The organism is uncultured Methanobrevibacter sp., assembly GCF_937906425.1.
Classification (GTDB): domain Archaea; phylum Methanobacteriota; class Methanobacteria; order Methanobacteriales; family Methanobacteriaceae; genus Methanobrevibacter.
This window is the reverse complement of sequence record NZ_CALCYR010000288.1, coordinates 1-6,309: the sequence shown is the minus strand read 5'-3', so window position 1 is coordinate 6,309 and position 6,309 is coordinate 1. Positions and strand designations below refer to the sequence as shown.

The window sequence follows — 6,309 nt, the reverse complement described above, 5'->3', positions numbered from 1 at the left end:
AAATGAAATAAAAAAAAGTTAAAAATTATTTAAATTTGAAAAAATAGCTAAAAAATTAAAATTATTTAAAATAAGTTTAAAATAGAGTTTAATAAGTTAAAATAGCTAAAAATAGATTAAAATGAAATAAAAAAAAGTTAAAAATTATTTAAATTTGAAAAAATAGCTAAAAAATTAAAATTATTTAAAATAAGTTTAAAATAGAGTTTAATAAGTTAAAATAGCTAAAAATAGATTAAAATGAAATAAAAAAAAGTTAAAAATTATTTAAATTTGAAAAAATAGCTAAAAAAATTAAAATTATTTAAAATAAGTTTAAAATAAGTTAAAATAGAGTTTAATAAGTTAAAATAGCTAAAAATAGATTAAAATGAATAAAAAAAGTAAAAAAAGTTAAAAAAAAGAAAAAATAGAGCATTACTATAAAGTAACACCCATTTCAAGTTGTTCAGTAAGTTCTTTGTATCTGTTTCTGATTGTTACTTCAGTTACTCCTGCAACGTCAGCAACATCTCTTTGGGTTTTTCTTTCTCCGAGTAAAACAGATGCAATATACAATGCAGCAGCTGCTACACCGGTTGGACCTCTGCCTGAAGTTAAACCTTTTTCCATTGCCTTTTCAATGATTTCAATGGATCTGGATTGTACTTCACCTGATAAGCCAAGTTCACTTGCAAATCTTGGCACATAATCCACAGGAGATGTAGGAGGCAACTTAATGTTTAATTCTCTTGTCAAGAATCTGTAAGTTCTTCCAACTTCCTTTTTACTTACTCTTGAAACTTCTGCAATTTCATCTAAAGTACGAGGTACCTTACATCTTCTACAAGCTGCATATAAAGAAGCAGCGACAACACCTTCAATACTTCTTCCACGAATAAGTTTGTTTTCTACAGCACTTCTGTAAACAACGGATGCAGCTTCTCTTACACTTCTAGGAAGACCTAATCTTGAAGAATCCCTGTCCAATTCACTTAAAGCAAATGCCAAGTTCCTTTCGGTTGCACCGGAAATTCTGATTTTTCTTTGCCATTTTCTTAAACGATACCATTGAGCTCTGTTTCTTGCAGGAATATCTCTACCATAAATATCCTTATTCCTCCAATCAATCATGGTACTTAAACCCTTATCGTGTATAGTGTAAGTAATTGGAGCACCTACTCTTGTACGTTTGTCTCTTTGTTCGTGGTCAAATGCTCTCCATTCAGGACCCATATCTACAAGATTTTCGTCAATGACCAAACCACAGTTAGCACATACAACTTCAGCTCTTTCATAGTCACCAATTAAATCTTTAGATCCACATTGAGGACATTCAGTCTGTTTTTCGCTTCCAGCTGCTTCAGCTTCTTGTTTTTGACTAATTCTTTTACGTGAATTTTCAATATCCTCTTTACTTAATTTGTTTTTAGTGGTATTGTTTGCCGTAGTCTCCTCTCCTTTTAAGTAAATTTTATAAAAAATAAAAAATTGAGTTTAATAAACCAAAAATTAAACCGTTTAAATTTAATTAAACATGCTAGCATATAAAGCTAACTAAATCAAATCTTAAAATTTAATTAGATTAGTTCTAAATTTATTAAATTAACTTTTAAAATTTAATTAGATTAGTTCTAAAATTTAACTAAAATTACTTTAAAAATTTAACTAAATCAAACCAATTAAATTTCAGTTAAATTGTTAATTTTTCCTTTTGTTTCTTCCTTTGGATTTTCTGGATTTTTTAGAATTCCTTTTTTTATTGTTCTTATGAGCCTTTCCTTTGGAATTCCTTTTATTTTGGGAAGCATTTTTAGAATTTCTTTTATTCTCTTTTTTAGATTTCTCCATTTCTCTTTTAGTAGAAACAAAAAGCTTTTCACCACATCTACTTTCAAGATCTCTTTTATTAACAGACCTATAAAGGTTTATTGCAATATATGGATTTTTCACAGGCCCGAAAATATTATAGACCTTACCTATTTTCTGCTTATCGTTAGTGTAAACAAAAGCTCCTGCAGGAGGAGTCTTGTCAGATTTTGCAATGAGTTTGCCAGAATTAGCTAGGTGTAAAATATTTCCTAAAACTTTCATAAAAAATCAACTTAAAAATAGATATTGTACATATTAAATAATGACTTCATCATATATAAATGTTTCGATGCCTTTATATATAAAAAATTTACTTATTAAAAAGCATTTCTAAATTTTTCTAAAATTTCCAAAATTATTTTGGCTAAAAATTCCCAAAATGGATAAACAAAATAGAAATAATAACTAAAAAATCATTAAAATGTTTAAGTAGGAAATGAACAAAATACAAGGAATAATATTTCCTTCCAAATGAAAATAAAAAATTAAAATAAAATCAATTCTAAAATTCAAAATTATATTAAAATTAAAAAAATAAATGAATGAAAAATAAAATAAAATTAAATTAAATTAAAAAAAATAAAAGAATTAAAATTAAGATCTTTAAATTAAATAAAATAAAATTAAAAAAATAAATGAATTAAAAGTCAAAAACCTATTTTAGGCCAACAATTTCAGCCAAAGATTTTCCGTCCTTTAATTCTTTAATTATATTATTTTCCTTGATTTTTACTCCTAAAGTAGCTACGACTGTCTTGCTAAACAAAGTTTCAGGAATAACAACAACTCCATTTTCGTCTGCAAAAATAAAGTCTCCAGGTTTAACAATGTCTTCACCTATTTCAAGGTCTACATTAAGCTCTCCAAGACCTAATGCCTTACCTGCATTTGGAACATAATCAAGTGCATATACAGGAAAATCAAGATCAACCAAGGCATCCATGTCACGCGCATAGCCATAGAGAACTGTTCCTGCAATTCCACTTTCCTCAGCACAGGTGGAAGCCAACTCTCCCCAAACAGAAGCTGTTTTTCCATAAGTGTAAATAAATAATATTTCACCTTCCTTTGCCTCATCAATAGCCATTACAGAAGTTCCCCAGTCATCAGTATTGGTCTTTACAGTAAATGCCCGACCATAAACCTTCTTGTAGTTCATAGGTTTTAGGCCATGAATAACTCCACTGCGACCTGAAATGGTAGAATAGGCATCTGAAACCTGACATCCTGATGCTGAATCCAAGATCTGCCTTATAATATTGTAATAGGATGAATTTTTATCTTCCAAATCAGAAATTGAAAAATCATCTTCATTAAGTTTAATTTCATTAAAATCCTTCACTTGACCTTTGGAAGACTTTTTTACTAAATCAATTGGATTGTTTTTCAAGTTTACACCTCTTAAAAATAATAACTTAACTTATTCCTAAAAATAATAATTATCTCAATCTTAAAAATAATAACATATCTTATTTTTAAAAATAATAACTTATCTTATTTGAAATAAAAATAATTTTTAATCAATTAAATAATTATAAGAATTGAAAATTAAAAAAAATTGTTAAAAAATCTAAAAAGAAATTTAAAAAGAAATTTAAAAAAAATAATTTTTTTATATATTAATGTTTATTATCGAATTTAATAAATATTTCTAAATAAATTAAAAATTTTATTAAAAAAACAAAAATCAAGAAAAATTTACAAATTGAAAATGAAAAATTTTATTAAAAATTCAAAAATCATATAAAATAATTTATATATTAGATTATAGATAATATTAATTGGATACTAAAATCATATATAAAAAAATGATATTTACTATTATTATTCACAAATATTACGATTATTAATAAAAATTAGGGGAGTATAGAGTAAAAGAATAGCTAAAATTAAAATTTAATTAAAATAAAGCGCTTAAAATAGAATTTAGTTATTCCTAAATTTTAAAAGAATTATTTAAACTCAATGATAATTTGGTGAGTCAAATAAAGACAAAAACATAAGCAAAAGAATAATTAAACCATGTTTAAAGAGAATTAATTAAATTTTTATAAATATTTAAAAAAAATTACTTTATTGAAATTGTCAAAAGTATCAAATTTAGATTCAAGGCTTCTTTTACATAACCATTAATTAAAAATACATGCATAAATAAAATTAAAATTTATCATATTTATCTAAAAATTAATTTAAATTAACTAAACCTGAAACTTAAAGTAAAAATAATCCTTAACTTGAAGTTAAAAGATTTAGTTACTTACAAAATAAGGAAATAAATGATTTCCATTTGTTTAAAATTTGCAAATAAGGAAATGAATGATTTCCATTTGTTTTAAATTAATTCATTAATTAATTGTATAAAATAATTAAATGAAAATCAAAGAAAAAAAATTAATTAGATTATTTTTTTGTTTTTTCTAAGTTTTCATAAATAATTATCAAAAATACTCTAAAAAATCTTTTTTTATACTTGATTTAAACAAATTAATTTCTAAATCAATATTAAACATTGATTAAAAGATATTGATCTTAAATCAATATTAAACATTGATTAAAACATATTGATTTTTTAATTAATATTGAATATAGTATCTATTTTTACAATTTAACTTTTTAAAAGTTAAAATGACTATCATTTTATTATTTAAAAGTTAAAAACATTTTATAATTAAAATGTATCATGAATCATAAATTATGAAATATGAATTATGTATTTACGTATAATTTAAAATTATAAATTAATTACTTAATTACATTCGATTTATTAATTTAAATAAAAATTAATTATATTCGAATCCATTAATTTAGATAAAAATTAATTATAATTCGCTAGCAGTAATTTTATTCTAGTGAATTAAATAAAATGAAACTTAAGGATTCAAATTATTATTCATGAATAAATTACGACGACTAGCTATTAAATTATCCTAATTACCAAAGCTCAAAGGAGGCTTAATATGGGAAAAGGAATAGAATTAACTACTACTAAATATCTTATTCATGCTCAAATCAATGCTAACGGAATCGTAGAAAAACCTGATGTGGTAGGTGCGGTTTTCGGACAGACCGAAGGTCTCTTAAGCAATGACTTAGACTTAAGGGAACTTCAAAGAACTGGAAGAATCGGAAGAATCCAAGTTATTATTCACTCAAACGCAGGACGTGCCAAAGGGGAAATCGTTATTCCATCTAGTTTAGATAGAATTGAAACTGCCATCTTGGCTGCATCCCTTGAAACAATTAACCGTGTAGGTCCTTGTGAAGCTTCCATCCAAGTTCTTAGGGTTGAAGATGTAAGAGCTGTAAAAAGACAACAAGTTATTAATCGTGCAAAAGAAATTTATATGGGAATGATGGAAACTGTCTCTCCTGAAAGCATGAAAATGATTGAGGAAATCAGGGAATCCATGAGAGTTCATGAAATCTCTGAATTCGGAGAGGAAAGACTTCCAGCAGGACCAAATGTTCACACTTCCGATGCAATCATTGTTGTGGAAGGAAGAAATGATGTTTTAAATCTTTTAAAATACGGAATCAAAAACACCGTTGCAGTTGAAGGAGTAAACATTCCTAGTTCTGTAGCCGAATTAACTAAAAAAAGAACTGTAACTGCTTTTGTTGATGGTGACCGCGGTGGAGAATTAATTTTAAAAGAACTTTTACAGGTTGGAGACGTTGACTATGTCACAAGAGCTCCAAGAGGTAAAGAAGTGGAAGATCTTGAAAAAGAAGAAGTTTTAATTGCCTTAAGAGATAAGGCACCTCTTGAACAGGTTATTAACAATCTTGATTTCAATTTAGACACTCAAGCTAAAGGCCCTAAAAATAAAAACGGCAAAAATGAAAGAAGAGGAAAGAACTTCAACAAGTCTGACAAGTTCCATGGAAACAAAAATTCCAGAAACGATCGCAAGGAAAAATTCAGCGACAGAAAAGAAAGAAATGGAAAAAACGATCGTAGAGGAAAAGACAGAAATTCCAGAGGTCGTAGAGACAGACACAATGACAGAATTCAAGACAGCAGAATTAAATTATTGAAGAACATGCTAAGGGATTTGGAAGGAACTGGAAACAGTGAAATCCTAGACGATTCTTTAAATATTTTAAAGGAAGCTAAAGTTGAAAATCTCTACGAAGACTTAAAAGAGGAAATTCCAGACGCAAACACTGTAATCTTTGACGGAGTAATCAGCCAAAGATTAGTGGACATCGCTTATTCCAAAGGAATTAGAACATTAGTTGCTTTTAAATCAAGCAGAGTAATTAAAAGACCAGACAAACTTAAATTAATTACTTTAAACTAAATTTATTTAATATAGAAATAATGAATTTAATTATAATTTATTTATTTCTATTAATTTTTTCTTTTTTTAAACACAAAATAATTATTTTACAAAAAAACTATTTTAAACTAATTTTAAACTAATTTTAAACTAATTTTAAACTAATTTTAAACTA

At 26.0% G+C, this 6,309-nt stretch carries 4 protein-coding genes; 1 reads left to right on the top strand and 3 read right to left on the bottom strand.

All coding sequences use genetic code 11. The annotated features are described in order from the left end of the window. Nucleotides 1-420: 420 nt before the first annotated feature. The 3 genes from Q0138_RS08505 to Q0138_RS08495 form a co-directional block, all read right to left on the bottom strand. Nucleotides 421-1,365, bottom strand: a complete 945-nt coding sequence (locus Q0138_RS08505) for a transcription initiation factor IIB (RefSeq protein ID WP_297983403.1) — start codon at nucleotides 1,363-1,365, stop codon at nucleotides 421-423. Between the two features lie 315 nt (nucleotides 1,366-1,680). Further along, nucleotides 1,681-2,073 carry a Gar1/Naf1 family protein gene (locus tag Q0138_RS08500; protein WP_297983401.1) on the bottom strand — a complete coding sequence of 131 codons (393 nt, stop codon included), beginning with the start codon at nucleotides 2,071-2,073 and terminating at the stop codon, nucleotides 1,681-1,683. Nucleotides 2,074-2,506: 433 nt separating this feature from the next. Beyond that, on the bottom strand, nucleotides 2,507-3,241 hold the full coding sequence (locus Q0138_RS08495) for an RraA family protein (protein ID WP_297983399.1): 735 nt from the start codon (nucleotides 3,239-3,241) through the stop codon (nucleotides 2,507-2,509). A 1,567-nt stretch (nucleotides 3,242-4,808) separates the two neighbouring features. Here Q0138_RS08495 and dnaG point away from each other — a divergent pair. Next, on the top strand, nucleotides 4,809-6,155 hold the full coding sequence (dnaG, locus tag Q0138_RS08490) for a DNA primase DnaG (RefSeq protein ID WP_297983397.1): 1,347 nt from the start codon (nucleotides 4,809-4,811) through the stop codon (nucleotides 6,153-6,155). Nucleotides 6,156-6,309: the final 154 nt, after the last annotated feature.